The organism is Nonomuraea sp. NPDC048826 (genome assembly GCF_043198225.1).
Classification (GTDB): domain Bacteria; phylum Actinomycetota; class Actinomycetes; order Streptosporangiales; family Streptosporangiaceae; genus Nonomuraea.
The window spans coordinates 626926-646501 of sequence record NZ_JBICUQ010000003.1 but is presented as its reverse complement, the minus strand read 5'-3'; the positions used below and the strand labels follow the sequence as shown (position 1 = coordinate 646501).

General features: G+C 74.2%; 17 protein-coding genes. 8 read left to right on the top strand and 9 right to left on the bottom strand.

The genetic code is table 11. The features are described 5' to 3' along the window. Nucleotides 1–56 precede the first annotated feature (56 nt). Genes ACGFI7_RS13505 through ACGFI7_RS13495 form a run of 3 tightly spaced genes read right to left on the bottom strand, consistent with a single transcriptional unit; the run spans nt 57 to nt 2981 of the window. Nucleotides 57–716 carry a GntR family transcriptional regulator gene (locus ACGFI7_RS13505; protein ID WP_393403382.1) on the bottom strand — a complete coding sequence of 220 codons (660 nt, stop codon included), beginning with the start codon at nt 714–716 and terminating at the stop codon, nt 57–59. Beyond that, nucleotides 713–1864, bottom strand: a complete 1152-nt coding sequence (locus ACGFI7_RS13500; protein WP_393403380.1) for a CaiB/BaiF CoA transferase family protein — start codon at nt 1862–1864, stop codon at nt 713–715. The genes ACGFI7_RS13505 and ACGFI7_RS13500 overlap by 4 nt, the downstream gene beginning before the upstream one ends. Nucleotides 1865–1916: 52 nt before the next feature. Next, a complete protein-coding gene (locus ACGFI7_RS13495) occupies nt 1917–2981 on the bottom strand; it encodes a C45 family autoproteolytic acyltransferase/hydolase (RefSeq protein WP_393403377.1) in 1065 nt (354 codons plus the stop codon). A gap of 99 nt (nt 2982–3080) precedes the next feature. Here ACGFI7_RS13495 and ACGFI7_RS13490 point away from each other — a divergent pair, with 99 nt between their 5' ends. Further along, nucleotides 3081–3929: an aldo/keto reductase gene (locus tag ACGFI7_RS13490; RefSeq protein WP_393403374.1), complete on the top strand. Its 849-nt coding sequence runs from the start codon at nt 3081–3083 to the stop codon at nt 3927–3929. A gap of 9 nt (nt 3930–3938) precedes the next feature. Here the strand turns inward: ACGFI7_RS13490 and ACGFI7_RS13485 are convergent, their stop codons facing one another. Continuing rightward, nucleotides 3939–5078: an SGNH/GDSL hydrolase family protein gene (locus ACGFI7_RS13485; protein ID WP_393403371.1), complete on the bottom strand. Its 1140-nt coding sequence runs from the start codon at nt 5076–5078 to the stop codon at nt 3939–3941. A 136-nt stretch (nt 5079–5214) separates the two neighbouring features. On the opposite strand from ACGFI7_RS13485, the gene ACGFI7_RS13480 reads away from it, so the two are divergent. Further along, nucleotides 5215–6843 (top strand): FAD-dependent oxidoreductase, encoded by a 1629-nt coding sequence (locus ACGFI7_RS13480; RefSeq protein WP_393403368.1) that lies wholly within the window; start codon nt 5215–5217, stop codon nt 6841–6843. 3 nt (nt 6844–6846) lie between these two features. Here ACGFI7_RS13480 and ACGFI7_RS13475 read toward each other — a convergent pair whose 3' ends face one another. After that, a complete protein-coding gene (locus ACGFI7_RS13475) occupies nt 6847–7404 on the bottom strand; it encodes a TetR/AcrR family transcriptional regulator (RefSeq protein WP_393403365.1) in 558 nt (185 codons plus the stop codon). A gap of 63 nt (nt 7405–7467) precedes the next feature. Here ACGFI7_RS13475 and ACGFI7_RS13470 point away from each other — a divergent pair, with 63 nt between their 5' ends. Next, complete coding sequence (locus ACGFI7_RS13470; RefSeq protein ID WP_393403362.1) at nt 7468–8235, top strand: SDR family NAD(P)-dependent oxidoreductase; 768 nt, start codon at nt 7468–7470, stop codon at nt 8233–8235. Nucleotides 8236–8412: 177 nt separating this feature from the next. Beyond that, nucleotides 8413–9459 carry an NAD(P)-dependent alcohol dehydrogenase gene (locus ACGFI7_RS13465; protein WP_393403924.1) on the top strand — a complete coding sequence of 349 codons (1047 nt, stop codon included), beginning with the start codon at nt 8413–8415 and terminating at the stop codon, nt 9457–9459. Between the two features lie 4 nt (nt 9460–9463). Here the strand turns inward: ACGFI7_RS13465 and ACGFI7_RS13460 are convergent, their stop codons facing one another. Genes ACGFI7_RS13460 through ACGFI7_RS13445 form a run of 4 tightly spaced genes read right to left on the bottom strand, consistent with a single transcriptional unit; the run spans nt 9464 to nt 14851 of the window. Continuing rightward, on the bottom strand, nt 9464–10267 hold the full coding sequence (locus ACGFI7_RS13460; RefSeq protein WP_393403359.1) for an SAM-dependent methyltransferase: 804 nt from the start codon (nt 10265–10267) through the stop codon (nt 9464–9466). Between the two features lie 58 nt (nt 10268–10325). Further along, nucleotides 10326–11504 (bottom strand): thiolase family protein, encoded by a 1179-nt coding sequence (locus tag ACGFI7_RS13455; protein ID WP_393403357.1) that lies wholly within the window; start codon nt 11502–11504, stop codon nt 10326–10328. 9 nt (nt 11505–11513) lie between these two features. Beyond that, a complete protein-coding gene (locus ACGFI7_RS13450) occupies nt 11514–12746 on the bottom strand; it encodes an FAD-dependent oxidoreductase (RefSeq protein ID WP_393403355.1) in 1233 nt (410 codons plus the stop codon). After that, a complete protein-coding gene (locus ACGFI7_RS13445) occupies nt 12743–14851 on the bottom strand; it encodes an acetate--CoA ligase family protein (protein WP_393403353.1) in 2109 nt (702 codons plus the stop codon). The genes ACGFI7_RS13450 and ACGFI7_RS13445 overlap by 4 nt, the downstream gene beginning before the upstream one ends. Nucleotides 14852–15070: 219 nt before the next feature. Between ACGFI7_RS13445 and ACGFI7_RS13440 the strand changes: the two genes are divergently transcribed. Genes ACGFI7_RS13440 through ACGFI7_RS13425 form a run of 4 tightly spaced genes read left to right on the top strand, consistent with a single transcriptional unit; the run spans nt 15071 to nt 19437 of the window. Then, nucleotides 15071–16645, top strand: coding sequence for an ABC transporter substrate-binding protein (locus ACGFI7_RS13440; protein WP_393403350.1), 1575 nt, complete (start codon nt 15071–15073; stop codon nt 16643–16645). Nucleotides 16646–16649: 4 nt separating this feature from the next. Next, nucleotides 16650–17627 (top strand): ABC transporter permease, encoded by a 978-nt coding sequence (locus ACGFI7_RS13435; RefSeq protein ID WP_393403347.1) that lies wholly within the window; start codon nt 16650–16652, stop codon nt 17625–17627. Further along, on the top strand, nt 17624–18460 hold the full coding sequence (locus tag ACGFI7_RS13430) for an ABC transporter permease (protein ID WP_393403345.1): 837 nt from the start codon (nt 17624–17626) through the stop codon (nt 18458–18460). Before ACGFI7_RS13435 ends, ACGFI7_RS13430 begins: the two co-directional genes overlap by 4 nt. Continuing rightward, complete coding sequence (locus tag ACGFI7_RS13425) at nt 18457–19437, top strand: ABC transporter ATP-binding protein (protein ID WP_393403343.1); 981 nt, start codon at nt 18457–18459, stop codon at nt 19435–19437. Before ACGFI7_RS13430 ends, ACGFI7_RS13425 begins: the two co-directional genes overlap by 4 nt. Nucleotides 19438–19576: the final 139 nt, after the last annotated feature.

Sequence of the window (19576 nt, the reverse complement as noted above, 5' to 3'; positions counted from 1 at the left end):
GTGTCCTCACGCGGGGGCAGGTCTCCTCGGACGTACCGGTTGTACCACGGGGCGGCTCAGGACAGCAGGGCCTCCAGCTCGGTGATCGTGTGGTCGCGGTGCGCGTCCAGGAGGGCCACGGCCTCGTCGGCGGAGCGGCGGCGGAGCGCGTCGAGGGCGGCGCGGTGCTCCTTGACGATCCGCTCGCGGTTGCCCGTGCCGCCGACGTAGAGCGACCGGTAGGCGTCCGTCGCGTCCCACAACGTCCTGATCAGCCGGGACAGCCGGGGCATGCCCGCGCAGTCGAACAGTGTCATGTGGAACAGCCGGTTGGCGCCGGTCATGGCGGGCACGTCACCCGACTCGGCGGCCCGCTCGACGTCGGCCTGGGCGGCCTCCAGCCGGTCGAGGTCGGCGTCGGTGAGCCGGGCGACGGCCCGGCGCACGGCCTCACCCTCCAGCAGCTCGCGGATGCGGTAGACCTCGCGCAGGTCGTCGAGCGAGAGCGTCTCGACGGTGTAGCCGCGGTGGGCCTCGTAGCGGACCAGGCCCTCGCCCTGGAGCGTCTTCAGCGCCTCACGCAGCGGGACGCGGCTGACCTTGAGCTCCTCGGCCAGCGCGTCCTGCCGGATGGGGGCGCCGGGGCGCAGCCGGCCGGAGGTGATGGCGCGGCGCAACTCGTCCAGCACGAACTGCTGGGCCGTCGGCGGCCTGCGGCGCGCCTCGTCCGGGCTCACCGCCCCAGGATCTCACGGACCCACGCCCCGTCCTGGCCGAGCGCCGGAGGCGGCAGGCGGTAGGCGGGCGGGGTGGCCCCGAGGCGGATCGGGTTGGCGACCTGCCCGACGCCGTCGATCTCCACCGACGGCTCCAGGCCGAGCTCCTCGGCGAGGGCGAAGGCGGCGGCGAGGTCGTTGATCGGCCCGCACGGCACCCCGGCGGCGGAGAGCAGCCCGAACCACTCGTCGGCGGTGCGCGCCCCGAGCGCCTTGTTCAGCTCGTCGACCAGCCGGTCCCGGGCGGCGACCCGGGCGGCGTTGGTGGCGTAGCCGGGGTCGCCGGCCAGGTGGGGCCGGTCCAGCACCGCGCAGAGCGCCCGGAACTGCCGGTCGTTGCCGGCCGCGATGACGATCGGCCGGTCCGCGGCCTGGAACACCTCGTACGGGACGACACTCGGATGCCGGTTGCCCATGGCCCGCGGCACGACCCCGGCGGCGGCGTACCCGGAGGAGTGGTTGGCCAGCGCCGACAGCACGGACGACAGGAGCGAGACCTCGACGTGCTGGCCCTCGCCGGTCCGGTCGCGGTGGCGCAGCGCGGCCAGGATGCCCAGCGCGGCGTGCAGGCCGGTGATCACGTCGACCACGGCCACGCCCGCCTTGGTGCCCTCGCCGCCGGGCTCGCCGGTGACGCTCATCAGCCCGCCGACGGCCTGCGCGATCAGGTCGTATCCGGGCAGTCCGGCCCCCGCGCCGGAGCCGAACCCGGTGACCGAGCAGTAGACCAGGCCGGGGTTGAGCGCGCGCAGCGCCTCGTGGCCGAGGCCGAGCCGGTCCATGGTGCCCGGCTTGAAGTTCTCCACCAGCACGTCGGCGCGGGCGGCCAGGGCCCGCGCGACCTCCAGGTCGGCCTCGTCGCGCAGGTCGAGGGCGATGGACCGCTTGTTGCGGTTGACCGCGAGATAGTACGTGGCCTCGCCGCCGGGAGCGTGCGGCGGGCCCCAGTGGCGGGTGTCGTCGCCCGCGCCGGGCCGTTCCACCTTGACCACCTCGGCCCCGAGGTCGGCGAGGAGCATCGTGGCGTACGGGCCCGCCAGCACCCGGCTGAAGTCGGCGATCAAGAGCCCGTCCAGCGCGGTCTCGCCGGCGATGTTCAGAGCGTCCACAGTCCTCGCACCCTGTCAGGCAATATTGGATCCAATATACGGTGCCTGCGGGTCAGAAGACCTGCCAGGTGGACCCGGTGACCTGGCAGGGCCCGCCCTGGTGCACGAGCAGCCGCCCGGCGGGCAGGTCGAGCCCGATCGTGGCGAGCGTCTCCCACTGCTCACTGAGCGGCAGCGCCGGGTCGGGATGGGCGCACACGGGCACGCCTTCCGGCTCGTGGCTGACCAGGGCCAGCGCCCGCGCCGTGAGGTCGTCGCCGCCCAGCCGCCCGGCATGGTCGCCGAGATAGCGCTGGCGGGTGTAGGTGCCGGGCTCCTCGGGGCCGAGCCGCTCGCCCTCGGCCAGCGCCGGGTCGAGGAAGTGGTTGCAGTGCTGCAGCACGCCGCCGTCGGGCGGCACGACCGCCACGCCCGCCGGCGAGATCTCGATCGCCCCCGCGCCGTCGGCGGTCACCGCGGTGATCACGGTCGAGGCCGAGACCGTGGCGGAACGGGCGAGGTCGGCCGCCTCCTCGACGGTGGCGGCCTCGTCCAGGATGCGCCGGGCGATCAGGTGCACGGGGACGCCGAGGTCGCCGCCGTCGGCCCGGTGGCGCAGGAGGTTGAAGTGCACCCCGAGGCCCGCCGAGTTCGCCCCGATCTTGGCCAGCGCCCCCGCCTCGGTGAACGTGCGCACCACGTGTCCAGGCCGGGTCTCGTACGCCCACAGCACGGGCGCGTCGCGCAGGTGGGCGAGCCAGTCCCAGGTCTGCACCGTGCGCGGCGGCAGGCCGCGGCCGGGCAGCACCACCGAGGTCGAGCACTCCCCCGGGCCGGTCGCGTCCAGCGCGGCCAGGATCTCGGTGCGGGCGTTGACCACGGCGACCTGCCACGGCTCCAGCCCGGCGCCGGACGCGAGGCCGGCGATCTCGTCGGCCAGGCGGGGCGCCCAGGCGGCGGCGCGCTCCAGCGCCCGCTCGCCCCAGGCCCGCACCTGCTCTCCCGTGGCGCCGGCGGCTTCGAACAGCGCGGTGTAGCCGGCGAGGTTGGCGGCGACGGCGTCGCGCAGGCGGGCGCCGAGCTCCGCGCCGCGGGCGTGGGGCTCCGTCTCGGTGGAGGTGAAGGAGGGGAAACTCATGTGCGGCCCATCAGATCGGCGAGGCGTGTCGACCCTACCGTCACGGTGTGTCGGCACGTCGCTTGACCTGGAGCGCGCTCCAGCCGACAAGCTGAAACCATGCAGACGCGTACCATCGGAAGCCGCCAGGTGAGCGCCATCGGGCTCGGTGCGATGCCCATGTCGGTGGCCGGCCACATGCCCGACGAGGCCCAGTCGATCCGCACGCTGCTCGCCGCCCTGGACGCGGGCCTGACGCTGATCGACACGGCCGACGCCTACACGCCCGCGCACGACGACCCCGGCCACAACGAGCGGCTGGTCGCCCGGGCCCTGTCGCTGTGGTCCGGCGACGCCGGCGAGGTGCTGGTCGCGACCAAGGGCGGCCACGTGCGCACGCCCGGCGGCGGCTGGGACGTCGACGGCCGCCCCGACCATCTCAAGCGGGCCTGCGACCGCTCGCTGAAGGCCCTGGGGATCGAGAGCATCGGGCTCTACCAGCACCACCGGCCCGACCCGAAGGTCCCGTACGAGGAGACCATGGGCGCGCTCAAGGACCTGCACGACGCCGGCAAGATCCGGATGGCCGGCGTCTCCAACGCGGACCCCGGGCAGATCCGGCTGGCCCACGCCATCCTGGGCGAGCGGCTGGTGAGCGTGCAGAACCAGTACTCGCCGCGGTTCCGCTCCAGCGAGCCGGAGATCGACGTGTGCGCCGAGCTGGGCCTGGCCTTCCTGCCCTGGTCTCCCCTGGGCGGCATCGGCCGCACCGGCGAGCTGCGCGCCGCCTTCGCGGAGATCGCCGAGGCCCGCGGCGTCTCGCCGCAGCAGGTCTGCCTCGCCTGGGAGCTGGCCCGCAGCCCCGTGGTCATCCCGATCCCCGGCTCCAGCAGGCCGGAGTCCATCCGCGACTCGGCCGCCGCGGCGAGCCTGGAGCTGACGGCGGAGGAGCTGGCCCGCCTGGGCTGATCGCGCCTCTTACAGCAGGTGCTCCGGTACGGCCCCGGCGAGCGCCCGGTAGCCCGCCGGGCCCAGGTGCAGGTGGTCTCCCCCGTCGTACGGGGCGAGCAGGCGCCGGGGGTCGGCCGGGTCGCGTACCGCCCGGTCGAAGTCGATCACCGCGTCGAAGGCCCCGGCCGTGCGGATCCACGTGTTGACCGTCTGCCGGGCGGCCTCGCGACGGCCTCGCGGATCGTCGTAGGAGTGGCCGCCGAAGGGCGTGAGCGTGGCCCCGTACACGAGGATGTCGTGCGCGTGCGCGCGGACGGCGATCTGCCCGTAGGCGGCGATCAGGTCTGCGGTCACGCTCTCCTGCCCGTCCGCCGGGGCCGTGCCCAGGTCGTTCACCCCCTCGAAGACGATCAGCCATCTGACCCCGCCGAGCGCGAGCACGTCGCGGTCCAGCCGGGCCAGCGCGCCGGGGCCGAGGCCGTCGCCGAGCACCCGGTTGCCGCCGATCGCCTGGTTGGCCGCCGCGAAGCCGCCCAGCCGGTCGAAGAGCAGGTCGGGCCAGCGGTCGTGGCCGTTCGTGGTCGACCCTCTGCCGTCGGTCAGCGAGTCGCCGAGCAGGGCGAGGACCGGCGCCGCCGGCTCCACCTCGACGCCGCTCAGGAAGTACCAGTGCTCGACGGGCGTGGCGTCCGCGAGGTCGGCGTTCCCCGTCCGGTCGCCGGCGGCCAGGTGGGAGGTGGTACGGGAGCCGGGATGCGAGGTGACGCCCGCCGCCTGCCCCTCGGCGAGGTACGCGGTCACGGCAAGCACCGCGCCGTCAGCCAAGGGGAAGTCCACCGGGTCGGACACCACCTGCGCCCCGGCCGGGGCCGCCGCCGAGGCCCGGCCCCGGAACGTCACCTCCCGAACCGTGCCCGGCACGACCGCGCTCACCCCGGCCCGCCCGCCGGAGGGCAGCGCGACGGTGACCCGGGTGAGGGCCAGCGGCGTCGTGCCGAAGGCGTTGGAGAAGCGCAGCCGGATCCGTTCCCCGCCGGCCGAGATCCGCACCGTCTGCCGCAGGGTGGCGTCGGCCATGACGCGGCTCCCCGCGTACGGGGCGGGCGGGAGGTTGTCCGGCTCGGTGAGCTGCGGGGCCGCGGTCCACGTGTGCGCCCAGCGCCCCACCCGTTCTCCCCGAAGATCCGCTGCAATATGGAGTTTTTTCACCCTATGCCAGAGGTTTGACTCCGCGCTCGGCGATCACGCAGACTGGACCGTACCGGACAGTGTTGTCCGGTATGGCCGATCGGAGGAGGACTGGATGACCGACCAGTGGGACTACCTCGTGGACGTCCTCGTCGCGGGCTCGGGAGCGGCCGGGCTGACCGCCGCCATCACCGCCGCCGACCAGGGGCTCGACGTGCTGGTGGTGGAGAGCACCGCGAAGTGGGGCGGCACCACGTCCATCTCCGGGGGCGGCCTGTGGGTGCCGGCGAACCCGCTGATGATCCGCGACGGCGTCCAGGACTCCACCGAGGAGGGCCTGACGTACATGGACGACGTCATCGGCGACGCCGGACCGGCCTCGTCGCCGGAGCGCAGGCTCGCGTTCCTCCGCACCGGGCCCGAGGTGGTGCGGTTCCTCGGCCGCAAGGGCGTCCGCTGGCGCAGGTCGCCCGACTACCCCGACTACTACCCTGACCGGCCCGGCGGCAAGATCGGCCGTTCGCTGGAGGTCGCCGCCTTCGACACCCGGCGGCTCGGCGACTGGTACGCCTCCTCGCGGGCCAAGGACAGCATCCCGCTCCCCCTGATGACGGACGACGTGTGGCTGCTGGCCCGCTCCTGGTCCAGCGTCAGCGGTTTCGTGCGCGGCGCGCAGTTCGTCTTCCGCTCGCTCGGCGCGTTCGCGAGCGGGAAGCGGCCGGTCGGCATCGGCGGGGCGCTGGCGTGCTCGCTGATGCAGATCGTCCGTACGCAGCAGACGCCGGTCTGGCTCTCGTCCCCGGTCGTCGAGCTGATCGTGGAGGACGGCGTCGTGGCGGGCGCCGTGGTGGAGAAGGACGGACGGCGGCGCAGGGTCCGCGCCCGGCGCGGCGTCGTGCTGGGCGCCGGCGGCTTCGCCAACAACCGCGAGTGGCGGGAGAAGCACCACGGCATCCCCGGCTACTCCTCCGCGCCGGAAGGCGACCTCGGCACCGCCATCGAGGCGGGCGCCAAGGTGGGCGGCGCGCTGGCGCTCATGGACGACGCCTGGTGGGGCGGGAGCGCGCTCGGGCCCCACGGCAGCGCCCACTTCATGCTCGCCGAGCGGTCCATGCCCTTCGGGATCATGGTGGACGCGCGCGGCGACCGTTTCGCCAACGAGTCGGAGTCGTACGTCGACCTCGGGCACCACATGCTCCAGCACGACGTGCCGGGGCCGATGTGGCTGATCACCGAGGCCCGGCACACCCGGCGCTACCTGAACACCACCCTGCTCGGCCGCAAGAAGGAGTGGGTCAAGGCCGGCCTGCTCGTCGAGGCCCCGTCGCTGGAGACACTGGCGAAGAAGATCGACATGCAGCCGGGGCGGCTGCTCGCCACCGTCGACCGGTTCAACGGCTTCGCCCGCACCGGCGTCGACGAGGACTTCGGCCGCGGCCGCACGGCCTACGACAACTACTACGGCGATCCGAGGGTCAAGCCCAACCCGAACCTGGGCCCGCTGGAGAAGGGGCCGTTCCGCGCCATCCGGGTGTATCCGGGCGACCTGGGCACCAAGGGCGGCCTGCTGACGGACGAGCACGGGCGGGTGCTGCGCGAGGACGGCTCGGTCATCGACGGCCTGTACGCGGCGGGCAACACGACCGCGTCCGTGATGGGCCGGACGTATCCGGGTCCCGGCTCGACCATCGCGCCCGCCGTCGTCTTCGGCTATCTGGCGGCCCGGCACGCCGCGACCCGCTGACGCTCAGGGCTCGATGCCGCGGCGCAGCAGCGCCCACATCCGCTCGGCGGTCCCGGGGCGCTCGCGCGCCGGGACCTTGGCGAGCAGGAGCGCGACCATGCCGACGGCCAGGACCAGGTCGTCGGCGGTCACGCCGGCGCGGACCCGGCCGGCCCGCCGCGCCTCGGGCAGCCGGCCCGCCAGCAGCTTGGCGACGCGCTCGCGCAGCGCGAGGATGCGCTCGTCGGGCTGCGGCGGCACGGTCACCATGGCGACGAACGCGGTGGAGGCGATGGACTGCTCGGTGATGAGGCCGAGCACGTCGTCGAGGGTGGCGTCGGGCCGGGCGGCGAGCGCCTCCAGCTCGGCCATGCTGTCTTCGAACACGGCGAGCGCCAGGCTCACCCGATCGGGGAAGTGACGGTAGAGGCTGCCCTGCCCCACGCCGGCCGCGCGGGCGACCATGCTCAGCGGCGCGTCGTAGCCGGCCCCGGCGAAGACCTCGCGGGCCGCCGCGATGAGCGCCGCGCGGTTGGCCGCCGCCGCGCTCGGTCCGCGATTCGGTCGACGCTCGGCTGGCATGGCGGCTATCGTAGCAACCGGACAACATTGTCCGGTTGGTGCCATGACGAGAGGACGGACCCTTTGACCACCTTCGACGACCGCGTCGCCCTCGTCACGGGCGCGGGCTCCGGGATCGGCAGGGCGATGGCCGTCGCCTTCGCCGCCGCCGGAGGCCGCGTCGTCGTCTGCGACATCGACCAGGAGCGGGCCGCAGAGACGGTCGCGGAGATCACCGCGGCGTCCGGCGACGACGGTCGCGCCGTCGCGGTGACCGCCGACATCGCCGACGAGGACTCGGTCGCCGCGCTGGTGGAGACCGCGATCGGCGCGTACGGGCGGGTCGACGTGCTCTGCAACAACGCCGGGATCATCGACAGCATGGCCCTGCCCGCCGACATCTCCCCCGCGATGTGGGACCGGGTCCTGCGGGTCAACCTGACCGGCACCTTCCTGGTGACCCACGCGGTGCTGCCGCACATGCTGCGCCACCGGCGCGGCGCCATCGTCAACACCGCCTCGGAGGCGGGCGTCCGCGGTGGCGCGGCGGGGGCCGCGTACACCGCGTCCAAGCACGGCGTCGTCGGCCTGACCAGGAGCGTGGCCTGGGCGTACGCCAAGGACGGGATCCGCTGCAACGCCATCCTGCCCGGCGCCACCCTGACCAACATCGCCGAAGGCGCGACCTTCGACCAGGCCGGGGCCGCCCGGCTGAGCCCGGTGCTCGCGCTCGGCGACCAGTTCGCGCAGCCCGAGCAGATGGCCGACGCCGCCCTGTTCCTCGCCTCGGACGCGGCCTCGTTCATCAACGGCGCGATCGTCCCGGTCGACGGCGGCTGGTCCGCGGGCTGACCCGCGTCAGCGCCGCGCCTCCGGCACCCTGAGCCCGCGCCCGGGCCGACTGTCCCGCCCGGCCTGGCGGGGGTTGTTCCGCACACAGATCGTCCTCGCCCCGTACGGCGAACCCCGCTGACCGGGGCGCTACAGGTCGCCCGATCGGGGGTACGAAGGAGCCTGGAGGTGGCGTGGATGCGTGCGTTGCGGTTGCCCGCCTGGAAGTCGGAGCCCGAACTGACCGAGGTGCCTGACCCCGAGCCGGGGCCCGGCCAGGTGGTGATCAAGGTGGGCGGAGCCGGCGCCTGCCACTCGGACCTGCATCTGATGCGCGACTTCACGGGCGGACTGCCCTGGGAGCCGCCCTTCACCCTCGGCCACGAGAACGCCGGCTGGGTGCACGAGGTCGGCGCGGGCGTCACCGGCGTGACGCCCGGCACGGCCGTGGCCGTCTACGGGCCGTGGGGGTGCGGCTCCTGCGAGCGGTGCCGGATCGGCGTCGAGACCTACTGCGAGAACCCCGCGGGCGCGCCGGTGCCCGCGGGCGGCGGCGGGCTCGGCCTCGACGGCGGCATGGCCGACCTCATGCTGGTGCCCGACGCCCGCTTCCTGGTGCCGCTGCCCGACGGGCTCGACCCGGTGGCGGCGGCCCCGCTGACCGACGCCGCGCTCACGCCCTACCACGCGGTGCGCCGGTCCTGGGCCAAGCTGCCGCCGGGCAGCACCGCCGTGGTGATCGGCGTGGGCGGCCTCGGGCACCTGGCGGTGCAGATCCTCAAGGCGACCACGGCCGCCCGGGTGGTCGTCGTCGACACCCGCGAGCAGGCGCGGGAGAGCGCCCTGCGGCTCGGCGCCGACCAGGCGGTCGCGCCGGGCGAGCGGGCCGCCGGCGAGATCCGCGCGGCCACCGGCGGACGGGGCGCCGACGTGGTCATCGACTGCGTCGGCGCGCAGGAGACGCTGGCCCTGGCGGGCGCCGTGGCGCGGATGCTGGGCGACGTCACCATCGTCGGCATCGCCGGGGGCGCGCTGCCCGTGACGTTCGGCTCGCCGCCGTACGAGGTGTCGGTGCAGTCGACCTACTGGGGCAGCAGGCCGGAGCTGATCGAGGTGCTCGACCTCGCGGCCCGGGGGCTGATCCGGGCGGAGGTGACCACGTTCCCGCTGGACCGGGCCGTGGAGGCCTACCATCGGCTGGAGAACGGGGAGCTGACCGGCCGCGCCGTCGTCGTCCCGGGCTAGGAGGTCAGAGCTTCCTGCCGACCGCGCCGTACGCGCCCGCCTCTTCGGGGGCGCGGCGCTCGTCGGTGTCGGGCCGCCAGTCGAACACCGCCACCAGCCCCGGCTCCACCAGCTCGTACCCGTCGAAGAAGCGCATGACCTGCTCGCCGGTGCGCGGGGTGAAGCCCAGGGCCTCGCTGTTGTAGGCCTCGGCCGAGGCGCCGACCATCTTGGGGGCGAAGTCGGCGGTCACGTGGGAGACGGCCAGGTAACTGCCGGCGGCCAGCGCGGCGCTGTACCTGGCGACCAGCCCGACCGGGTCCTCGGCGTCCTTGATGAACATCAGCGTGCCCACGATGACCAGCCCCACCGGCTTGCTGAGGTCGATGGTCTCCAGCAGGCGGGGGTGCCCGAGGATGGAGTCCGGCTCGCGCAGGTCGGCCTCGATGTACGCGGTGCGCCCCGCGGGGTCGCTCTTCAGCAGCGCGCGGGCGTGCACCATGACGATCGGGTCGTTGTCGACGTAGACGATCCGCGCCGCCGGGTTCACGGCCTGGGCGACCTCGTGGGTGTTGCCCTGGGTGGGGATGCCCGTGCCGATGTCGAGGAACTGGGTCACGCCCTGCTCGGCGAGGTGGCGTACGGCACGACCGAGGAACGCGCGGTTGTCCCGCGCTCCCTGCACCACGCCGGGCGACGCCTTCGCGGTGGCCTCCGCCACCGCCCGGTCGGCGGCGAAGTTGTCCTTTCCGCCGAGCCAGTAGTCGTAGATCCGGGCGGAGTGCGGCACCGATCTGTCGATCTTGGCAAAAGTGGACTCTTCGGGCATGGGATAGACCTCCAATACGCCTGATTCGCGTGATCCTATCCCCCGAAGCGCCGCGTGATCAGGAATCTCCGACCTCCACCACGACCGCGCCCGCCGAGTCACCCGCCGCGCACCCGGTGAACAGTCCGCGCCCGCCGCCGCGCTCGCGCAGCGCCTCGATCAGCTCGGCGATCGCGCGGGCCCCCGTCGGCCCCTGCGGGTGCCCGTAGATCAGGCTCGATCCGTACGGGTTCATGCGGTCCAGCGGGAACCCGGTCTGCCGGGAGAAGTACAGGTCGTTCACGGCGAACGGGTTGTGCGTGGTGACCACGTCGAGGTCGGCGATGCCGAGACCGGCGTCGCGCAGGGCGGCGCGGGCGGCCGGGACCGGCGCCTTGGGCATGCGGGCGCGCTCCACCCGGGCGAAGGCCACGGACAGCAGCCTGGCCACGCCCGCTCCCCCGCTCAGCTCCCTGGCCACGTCCGCGCGAGCGACGATCATGCCGGCCGTGCCGTCCGCGGGGTGGGTCTGGGAGCCGTACGTGATGACGCCGCCAGGGGTGACGGGCGAGAGCTTCGCCAGGCCCTCGGCGGTGGTCTCGTGCACGCCCGTGTCCTCGGCGACCACGGTCACGGCGCCCTTGCGGCCCGGCACGTGCGCCTCGGTGAGCAGGCGGCCCCGGACGGCGCGGGCGTCGCGGTACTGCTCGTAACGGAGGAGCGTGACCTCGTCGATCTCCGCCCGGGTGTAGCCCTCGTCGGCGGCGACGTTCTCGCCGGTGTCCAGCATGGATTCGCCGGTGGACGGGTCGCGGCGCATCGGGTCGAGCACCCAGTGCTCGCTGACGGGGGCGCCGCCCGCACCGGCGGCGGACGGGTAGATCAGGAGCGGGCCGTTGCTGGTGCGGTCGGTGGCGACGGCCAGCATCACCTCGTGCGCGCCGGTCTCCACCTGCGTGGCGGCGGCCTGCACGACCGCGGCGGAGGTGGCGCACGCCTGCGCGATCATGGGACCGGTGACCGCGTCCAGGCCGAGGCGGGCGGCGACCGTGGGGCCGCCGTAGAACGAGGTGTGCTGCGGCACCGTCATGCCCAGCACGAGCCCGCCGACGCGGCCGAGGTCGAGGCCCGCCGCCGCGAGCCGCCGGGCGGTGACGTCGACGGCGAGATCGAGGCTGCCGACCTCGGCCAGCGGCCCCTGCCAGCGGGCGAAGGGCGACGACCAGGCCAGCGGGATGGCGCTGTTCTCCAGTTTCACGTCTCTCCCTCAGTACTTGTAGATCGTGTTGCCGGGCGCGGCGTCGCGGGGACCGTACGGGGCGATGTCGAGCCAGTGGCCCATGCTCGGGTCCTCGCCGGCGGCGGCCGCGGCCGCCTCCAGCCGGGCGCGCTCCTCGGGGGACGGACGCAGGTGGGCCAGCGCGGCGCCGGCGGCGTCGCAGTTGTGCTCGGCGGAGCGCCTGCGCGAGACGGCGAACTCGGCCACCGCGGCGGCGGCGCGGGCCGGGGAGACTGCGGACAGGGCCAGGTGCACGGCGTTCGCGGCGGCCTCGGCGTCCGGGACGCCGGAGTTCATGCCCCGCGCCCCGAACGGCGCGAACAGGTGGGCCGCCTCGCCGGTCAGCAGCACCCGGTGGTGCGGGTCGGTGAAGCTCTCGGCGATCACCTGCAGGAACCGGTAGGTGGACGCCCAGCTCACCCGCTCGGCGTACGGGGCGGGCATGACGGCGCTCAGCCACCCGCGCAGCCCGTCACCGCCGCTGAGCTGTTCGGGATCGTCGTCGTCGTGCAGTTGCAGGTCGACGCGCCAGCCGCCGGCGAACGGGACCAGCAGGACGTTGCGCCCGTCGACGGCCGGGTGCGCGTAGTGGAAGATCCGCTCGACCGGCAGCGGGTCGCGCGGGTCCTCCTCGGCGTCCACCACGATGTACCAGCCGTCCGACCGGCTGCCGCGCAGCTCGATGCCGAGCGACTCGCGCACCGCCGAACGCGCGCCGTCGGCGGCGATCACGTAGTCGGCCTGCCAGCGCGTGCCCGCGGCGGTGGTGAGGGTGACACCCGTCGCGCCGGTCTCGGCCGCGGTCACCTCATGGTTCCAGGCGAACTCGACGCCCGCCGCCTTGCACGCCTCCAGGAGCAGCCGTTCGGTCTCGACCTGCGGCAGGCTGGTGAAATGCGGCAGCCTGCCGGGCGGCGGCGGCTCGTAGCTGCGGCTGAAGACCTCGGTCCCGGCATAGTAGGTGCGCTTGGTGTGCCAGAGCAGGCCCTGGGCGGCGAGCTCGTGCGCCAGACCCGGGTACGAGCGGTCGAGCACCTCCAGGGTGGCCCGGTGGACGAAGATGGCGCGGCTGCCCGGCCGCAGCCTGTCCTGCTCCCCCGCCTCCAGGACCGTGGCGGGACGGCCGAGGGCGCGCAGCGCGAGCGCCGCGCTGAGGCCGATCGGGCCGGCCCCGACCACGATCACCGGCCGGTGGTTCTGGCTGGCCGCGCTTTCAGTCATCGGTGTCCTTTCGAGGATGCTGCTCCGCCTGCCGCCCCGCCCACGATGAGGGCGTCCAGGGCGATCGGGCCCTCGGGGGTGAGCCGCAGCGGGTTGATGTCGAGTTCGGCGATGTCGGTGCGTGAGACGAGGATCGAGGCGGTGGCGAGCAGCACGTCCGCGACGGCGGGCACGTCGACCGGCGGCGCGCCGCGGTAGCCCGCGAGCAGGGGCGCGGGGAGCGACCCGGCCATCTCCTCGGCGTCGGCCCGGGAGAGCGTGGCCAGGCGCAGGGCGGGCTCGGGAGCCAGCTCGACGCCGACGCCGCCGAGCGCGAGGAGCACCACCGGGCCGAAGGCGCGGTCGCGCAGACCGCCGACGATCAGCTCGGGACCCGGCGGAGCCTGCCGCTCCACCAGGTAGCGGGGGCGGACGCCGAGCCGGGCGGCGACCTCGTCCAGCGCGTCGAGCGCTTCGTCCAGGTCGGCGGGGGTGCGGATGCCGGGGCGCACGCCGCCGTGGTCGGACTTGTGGGTCACGGAGGCGTCGAGGATCTTGACCACGACCCGGCCGCCGAGCTCGGCCAGCGCCCGCCCGGCCGCTTCCCGGTCTTCGCATGCCCGGCCCTCGGGGACCCTGATGCCTCTCCTGGCGAGCACCGCCTTGGCCTCGTACTCGTCGAGTGCCTGGCCTGCCGGGGCGTCCTCGTACGGAACCTCGGCGTTCTCCTCGTCGGCGTGGGAGAGGCGGTGGCGGGCCGCTGCGTCGGCGACGAGGGCGCGGGCGGCGCGGGCCACCCGGTCGGGCGAGCGGTAGAGCGGGACGGAGAGCGCGGCCAACTCCCGGGCGCGAACGTCCAGAACGTCGGCGGGCCCGCCCGAGGCATAGAGCACGGGAACAAGGTCGGACATGTCGGGCTCAGCCTTGAAGGCGGTCTCGAAGGCGGTCTTGAGTGTGGCGGCCGGGTCGAGGGCGCCGGGCTCGTCGAGGGCGTGGACCACGAGGGCGTCCACGGCCGGGTCGGACGCGACGGCCGCGACCACGTCGGCGAAGGTCTCGGCGGGGCGGCCGGTGTCGACGGGGTTGCGCTGGTAGGTCAGCGGCGGCAGCAGCTCGGCCAGGCGGCGGGTGGTGGCCGCGGCCAGCTCGGGCACCGCGACCCCGCCGCCGCGCAGGATGTCGGCGATGACGAGGCCGGGCCCGGCCTGGCCGGTCACCAGCCCGACACCGGGGCGGGCGCGCGGCCTGACCCGGCGGACGGCGAGCGCGCGCATGGCGTCGACCAGCTCCGTCGGGTCGTCGGCCAGCACCGCCCCCGCCTGCGCCAGCGCAGCCCTGGTCAGCGCGTAACCGCCGGTCAGCGCCCCGGTGTGGGACCGGGCGAAGTCGCCGACGTCGGCCCGGCCGACCTTGAGCGCCACGACGGGCTTGCGCGCGCTGAGCCGGCCGACGGCCTCGCAGAGCGCGCGCCCCTCGGTCACGCCCTCGATGTGCAGGCCGACCACGCGGCAGCCGTCGTCGTCGGCGAGGTGGTCGAGCACGTGGTGGAAGTCGACGTCGACGGCGTTGCCGAGGCCGACGCCGAGCCGCAGCCCGAGCCCTTCCGCCGCGGCGAGGAAGGACAGCGCGAGGTTGACGCCGCCGCTCTGCGCGACGACGGCGGCCGGGCCGGGCGGCAGCTCGGACACGCCGGGCAGGAAGTTCGCCGCCACGCCCCGGGGAGGGTTCATGAAGCCGGAGGTGTTGGGGCCGAGGACGCGGATCCCGTGCTCGCGGACGACGGCCCGCACCCGTTCCTGCAGTTCACGCCCGGCGGCGCCGGTCTCGGCGAAACCTCCGGCGCAGACGACGGCGGCGAGCACGCCCGCCCGCTCGCACTCCACGAGGGCGTCCGGCACGGCGGCGGGCGGGACGACGAGCACCGCGAGGTCGACGGCCTCAGGGACGTCGGCGATGGACGGGTACGCCTGCCGCCCCTCGATCCGCCCGCCGCGCGGGTTGACCGGGTAGAGCCGCCCGGGGAGGCCGGCCAGCGATCTCAGCATGGCGTTGCCCGCCTTGCCGGGCGTGGCGGAGGCCCCGATGACCGCCACGCTCGCGGGGTTGAACAGCGGCCACAGGCTCACGAGCACCTCCCTCTCATCGACCTCACTAAATTAGACATTTCTTATCTCGCTCGTCAAGCTAACTGCGACTTCAAGAGATGGCCCTAGAAGTATACGGATCCGAGACATGAGGCATATCTATTTACGGTCGATGTGGCTTGTGTTACACATAGGAAAACCTTCTGGGGCGGCCCCGATCGCCGGGCCGCCGTCTCCCAAGCACTCACCGTGGGGTGACCCGTGCCTAGAACACCCGTGCTCGAAAGAACGGCGGCGGCCGTGGCCGGCGCCTTGATCCTGTTGTCAGCCGCCTGCTCGGCGGGCCCTTCCGCACAGGGGGACGCCCCGGCGGCCACGGGCGCGGGCAGCGCCGCCACCGTGGTGCTCGGCGTCGAGGCGGTCCGCGGGCTGGATCCCGCCCACCTGTTCAACCTGACCCCATCAGGTGACGCGAACCGGCTCTCCGCCATCTTCGGTGTCCTGTTCTGGGCCGAGACGAGCACCGGCAAGGTCAACCCCGGACTGGGCGAAAGCCTGACGGCCGACAACGACGGCACCGTATGGACGATGAAGCTCCGCCAGGGCGTGACGTTCACCGACGGCACCCCCCTCGACGCCGAGGCCGTCAAGTACAACTACGAACGCATCGCGGACCCGGAGACGAAGTCGCCGCTGGCCCCGCTGCTGAAGGACGTCACCTTCGAGGTCACCGACCCCCGCACCCTGGTCATCAAGCTGAAGGAGGCCAACCACGCCTTCGACCGGGTGATCGCCACCAACCTGACGCACATCGGCTCCCCCGCCGCCATCAAGAAGGACGCGGCGGCGTTCGCGCAGAACCCGGTCGGCGCCGGCCCGTTCACCCTCAAGGACTGGGTCCGCGACGACCACATGACGCTGGCGCGCAACCCCGGCTACTTCGAGCAGGGCAAGCCGCTGCTCGACACCCTCACCTTCAAGGTGATCGCCGACCCGGCCCAGCGGATCAACGCCGTGGCCGGCGGCCAGGCCCAGGCCGCGGTGCCCGGCTCCGACCTGTCGTTCATCGCGCGCGCCGAAGGCTCCGGGCTCAAGGTCACCAAGGCCCCGGCCGGCGGCGGCCCCATGTTGATCTTCAACACGGCCAAGCCGCCCTTCGACGACCCGCGCGCCCGCAAGGCCGTGGTCCTGGCCCTCGACACCAAGGAGCTGGCCCAGGTCGTGGACCCGGGCTCCACGCCGCCCGACAGCCTGTACGGGGCCTCGTCGCCGTTCCACCCGGGCACCGGCGTCATGCCGGCCCAGGACGTGGCCCAGGCGCAGAAGCTGCTCGACGAGCTGGCCGCCGCGGGTGAGCCGCTGTCGTTCACGATCTCGATGCCGGCCAGCGGGTTCTTCCGCCGTACGAGCGAGTACCTGCAGAGCAGGCTCAGCACGCTCAAGAACATCAAGGTGGAGATCGAGGTGCTGGACAACGCCACGCTGGACCGCAAGGTGTTCACCAACCGCGACTACGCGCTCTCGGCGCAGATCGTGCCGGTGGCCGACCCCGAGCCGAACCTGTACAAGCTGCTGCACAGCGGCGGCCAGACCAACTACATGGGCTACGCCAGCCCGGCGGTCGACGCGGCGCTCGACAAGGGCCGCGGCAGCTCCGACGAGAGCGCCAGGCGCGAGGCGTACGCGGAGGTGGAGAAGCTGGTCGTGGCCGACCTGCCGGTGCTGCCCATCCGGCAGCAGGTCGCCTACACCGTGCACCGCGCCGAGCTGGGCGGGCTGACCCTGCACGGCGACGGCAGCCTCCTCTACGACCGGCTCGGCCCGGCCGGGAGCTGAGGCGATGGCAGCCGGCGCTCTCGCCGCGCCGCGCGTCCGGCTCGGCCGGGCCGCGCGGCGCGCCGCCCACCTCCTCGCGGTGCTCCTGCTGGTCACCCTGGCCGCGGCGGCGCTGGTCGACCTGATCCCCGGCTCGCCGTCGGCGGCGATCCTCGGGCCGACGGCGACGCCCGAGCAGCTCGCGGAGCTGGACGCCGAGTACGGGTTCGACCGGCCGTTCCCCGTCCGCTATCTGGACTGGGCGGGCGGGCTGCTCACCGGCGACCTGGGCCGGTCGATCCAGTCCGGGCAGCCGGTGCTCGGCACGATCCTGGAGCGGCTGCCGGTGACGCTGGAGATCGCGCTGCTCGCGGTGGGGCTGTCCCTGCTGGTCGCGGTGCCGCTCGGCGTCTACAGCGGCGCCCGGGTCGGCGGGCCGCTGGACCGGGTGGTCACGGCGGCGGCGTCGGCGCTGATGTCGATCCCGGTGTTCGTCGCCGGGGTCGTGCTCATCTACCTGCTGGCCCTCACGACCGGCTGGTTCCCCGTCTCGGGCTGGGCCCCGCTGTCTGCCGGGCTCGCCGAGAACCTGCGCTTCGCGTTCCTGCCCGCGGTGGCGCTCGCCGTGGGCGAGACGCCCACGCTGCTGCGCCTGCTCCGTGGCGACGTCGTGGCCACCCTCAGGGAGGACTTCGTGCGCACCGCCGCCACGCGTGGGCTGCCGCGCCGCTACATCCTGTTCCGGCACGTGCTGCGGCCGTCGGCGCTGCCGCTGGTGACGATGGCGGCGGTGGTGTTCGGGCGGCTGCTGGCCGGGTCGGTCGTGGTGGAGAGCCTCTTCGCGCTGCCCGGCCTGGGCGGGCTCGCGCTGCAGTCCATCCCGGCCAAGGACATCCCGGTGATCCAGGGGCTGGTGGTCCTCGTCGCCATCACGTACGTGCTCGTGAACATGGTCGTCGACCTGGGCTACACGGCGCTCGACCCGAGGACGCGAGCCCGATGACGACCGTGGTGACCCGGCGCCGGAGCATCGCCCCCTGGCCGGCCTCCGGCTGGCTCGGCCTGCTCGGCCTCCTGGCGCTCGGCGTGCACCTGCTGCCGCTGGCCGCGCCCGACGCCCCGGTGGGGGCGCCGAACCTGCCGCCGTTCGCCGCCTTCCCCGAGTTCCTCGGCACCGACGGCATCGGCCGATCGGTGCTGTCCAGGCTGGTGCACGGGGCGCGCATCTCGCTCACCGTGAGCATCGGGGCCACCCTCCTGGCGACCGTCGTCGGCGGGCTGCTCGGCGTGCTGGCCGCGTACCTGCGCGGCGTCGCCGAGTCGGTCATCGGCGTGCTCCTGGACGCGGTCCTGGCCTTCCCGCCGCTGCTCCTGCTGCTCGCCCTGGCCGCGGTCGTGCGCCCCGGCGTGGGGACCCTGGTGGCGAGCCTGGGGCTGCTGTTCGTGCCGCCGTTCGCCCGGCTGGCCAAGGCCGCCGCGCTGGCGCGGCTGAACCGGGAGTACGTGGTGGCCGCCGAGGCGCTCGGCGCGGGACATGGCCGGCTGCTCTTCCGTGAGCTGCTGCCCGGCTGCGTGCCGCCGGTGGCCTCGTACGCGGTGGTGATGGCCGCACTCATGATCATGGTGGAGGGCGCGTTGAGCTTCCTGGGCGTCGGCATCCCGCCGCCCGCGCCGAGCTGGGGCGCGATGATCGCGGCGGGCAAGGACTTCCTGGCCCCGGAGCCCCAGCTCGTCCTGGTGCCGTGCGCGGCCATGTTCCTGACCGTCCTGTCGTTCAACACGGTCGGCGAGCGCCTGCGGGAGCGGGTCGACCCGGGGGCGGGTGACGCGCGATGACGGAGCCGCTGCTGGTGGTGCAGAACCTGCGCTGCCACATCCCGAGCGCCCGCGGCGCCGTGCGCGCCGTCGACGGCGTCTCGCTCACGCTGGCGCGCGGGCAGGTGCTCGGGCTGGTCGGCGAGTCCGGGTGCGGCAAGTCCACCCTGGTCAGGACGCTGGTCGGCGCCGCCCCCGCGCGGGCGAGCGTGTCCGGCTCGATCGCCGTCTCCGGCACCGAGCTGACCGCCATGCCGGACGAGGCCAGACGCGCGTTCGTCGGCAGGCACGTCGGCATGGTGTTCCAGGACCCGATGTCGGCGCTCAACCCGGTCGTGCCCGTCGGGCGGCAGATCGGCGAGGCCGTACGACACCATCACGGCCTGTCGCGGGCCGCCGCCCGCGCCCGCGCGGCCGACCTGCTGGAACGGGTGGGAGTGCCGGACCCGGGCCACCGGCTGCGGCACTACCCGCACCAGTTCTCCGGCGGGCTGCGCCAGCGCATCACCATCGCCATGGCCCTGTCGTGCGAGCCCGAGCTGCTGATCGCGGACGAGGCCACCACCGCCCTGGACGTGACCGTGCAACGGCAGATCCTCGACCTGCTGACCGGTCTGGCCAGGGAACGCGGCATGGGCCTGATCCTGGTCAGCCACGACCTGGGCGTGATCGCCGGACGGGCCGACGAGACGGCGGTGATGTACGCGGGACGGATCGTCGAACGCGGGCCCACCCGCGACGTGTTCGCCCGCCCCCGCCACCGCTACACCGACGCACTCCTCGGCGCCATCCCCCGCCTGGACGCGCCCCCGGGAACCCGGCTACGCGTGATCCCCGGCACACCCCCCGACCTGACCGCCCCGCCTCCCGGCTGCGCCTTCACCTCCCGCTGCCCCGCCCCCGGCGATCGCTGCGCGCACGAGCCCCCACCGCTGCGCGTGGAGCCCGGCGACCACGCCCACGCCTGCTTCCACCCCACGGAAGGAACGTCACCATGACAAGCGCGCCCCCGCCGCCTCGGGTGGAACCCCGCGCACCCACCCTCACCTGCCACCACCCCGCGAACTACGCCATGACAGGCACGTCACCGCTGCCGCGGGCGAGGTCCGATGCCCGCACCTCCCTCCACCCCGCGGA